This is a genomic window from Streptomyces sp. NPDC057654, assembly GCF_042800135.1.
Taxonomy (GTDB): Bacteria; Actinomycetota; Actinomycetes; order Streptomycetales; family Streptomycetaceae; genus Streptomyces.
In genome coordinates, this window is record NZ_JBHVHQ010000132.1 from 1 (window position 1) to 2,199 (window position 2,199).

General features: G+C 70.9%; 1 protein-coding gene. It reads right to left on the minus strand.

What is annotated here, in order from left to right; all coding sequences use genetic code 11:
• A partial coding sequence (locus ACFU99_RS13345; protein ID WP_384390245.1) for a nitrate- and nitrite sensing domain-containing protein occupies nt 1–2,069 on the minus strand: 2,069 nt, incomplete at its 3' end.
• Nucleotides 2,070–2,199 lie beyond the last annotated feature (130 nt).

Consider the following 2,199-nt stretch of genomic DNA (forward strand, 5'->3'; position numbering starts at 1 on the left):
CCCTGGGCGACGTCGACCGGCAGCATGACGAGCGCGGTGGTGCCGCCCGAGTCGGACGGCCGCAGCTGGATGCGGATGCCGTGGCGCAGGGACAGACGGCCGACCACGAAGAGGCCCATGCGCCGGGAGACGGACACGTCCACCGTCGGCGGGCTGGCGAGCCGCTCGTTGATCGCGGCGAGGTCCTCGGGCGACAGGCCGATACCGGTGTCGTGGATCTCGACGAGGACGCGCCCGTCGGGCAGCGCGTGACCGGTGACCTTGACCTTGGTCTGCGGGGACGAGAACGACGTGGCGTTCTCCAGCAGCTCGGCGAGGAGGTGCACGAGGTCGTTGACGACCCGGCCGGCGACCTCGGTCGGCGGCACCCCGCTGAGTTCGATGCGCTCGTACTGCTCCACCTCGGACGCGGCGGCGCGCAGCACGTCGACGAGGGGGACGGGCCGGGTCCACCGGCGGCCCGGCTCCTCGCCCGCGAGGACGAGGAGGTTTTCGCCGTTCCGGCGCATACGGGTCGCGAGGTGGTCCAGCTTGAACAGCGAGGAGAGCTGGTCCGGGTCGGCCTCGCGGCTCTCCAGCTCGGAGATGAGCGAGAGCTGACGCTGGATGAGGCCCTGGCTGCGGCGCGAGAGGTTGGTGAACATCGCGTTGACGTTGCCCCGCAGCATGGCCTGCTCGGAGGCGAGACGGACGGCCTCGCGGTGCACGTCGTCGAAGGCCGCGGCCACCTTGCCGATCTCGTCCCGGCTGTGCACGCCGACGGACTCGACGGAGGTGTCCACATCCTGCGGGTCGATCTCGGAGAGCTGCTTGACCAGCTCGGGCAGCCGCTCCTGGGCGACCGTCTGCGCGGTGTCCTGGAGCCGGCGCAGCGAGCGCACCATGGAGCGCGCCACGACGAACGCGCCGACCAGCGAGATGCCGAGGACCAGCACGATCAGCGCACTGTTGAGGATCGCGTCCTGCTGGGCGTCGGCGCGCAGCTCACGCGCCTTCTGGTCCATCTGCGTCAGCAGCGTCTGCTCGATCTTGGACATCTCTTCGAGCTTGACGCTGTCCTGGTCGTACCAGTCGCGGTACGACGTGTTCGCGTCCTTGATGCTGTCCTTCGCGCCGAGCCAGCGATCCGCGTTGGTGTTCGCGGTGGTGATCTCGGTCTGGCCGCCGTTGAGCGCCCGCATCAGCTCCTTGGTGGAGTCACCGGAGCGGATGGCGGTGAAGCGGCGCAGCGACTCTTCCTCGCTGTCCAGGGCCGACTTGCCGTACTGGCGGTCGTTCTCGGAGAGGTGCGGGCCGCCCTTGGGGTTGGCGAGCGCGGCGCTGAGCACGGCGCGCTGGATGGACGCGTACTCCTTGGCGGAGGAGAACGTGGCGAGCGCGCGGGTGCTCGTGATCATCTCGGGGTTGCTGGTCGCCTGCGCCATGTCCTGGGAGAGCGACAGCAGCGAGGTGATCAGCGCGTCGTAGTTGCCGACGGTCCGGGAGATGTACTCCTTGTCGTCGTACGCGCCCGCGCGGATGTCCTTGATCTTGTCGAGCTGCTTGGAGATGTCGACGAGCGTGCTCCGCACGCCGACCATCGACGGGTCCTCGGGCTTGACCTTGTCCGTGGCCGACTTGAACGCCTGGGCCGCGCGGTCGGTCTGGAGCCGCGGCGCGACGACGCCCTGGTCGTCCTTCTTGTCCCCACCGGTCAGCGGGCCCGCGGACTTGTCCCGCTCCTCCTGGAGCGCGCCGGCGAGCCGGGTGGCCTGCTGCGTCATCTCGGTGAGCAGCTTCATGTGGTCGAGCTGGTCGATCTTCTCCAGCGAGTCCTGGATGCGGAGCGCGCCCAGGGTCGTCGCGGCGACCACGGGGAGGGCCAGCAGGGAGACCAGACGGGTACTGATGCGCCAGTTGCGCAGGGCAATGCGCGGACCGGGGCCGGTCTGCTTCTTCGCCTTCGGCCGCTCGGACGGCTCGCCGCCACTCGGCGCGTCGGCAGCCGCACCGGCAGCTCCGCGGTCGGTCGAACCGCGTGGCTCCGGCTCCGCCGCGGCGTTGCCATCTCTCTTGAAACGTCCCTGCACTAGCGTCGCAACCTCTGGACCAGGCGTCCCTCCGCGAGCGGCGGAACGGTGTCGAGTCGTGGGGGGGGGGGGGGGGCCCCCCCGCGGGGCGGGGGGGGGGGGGGCCCCCCCCCCCCCCCCCCCCCCCCGC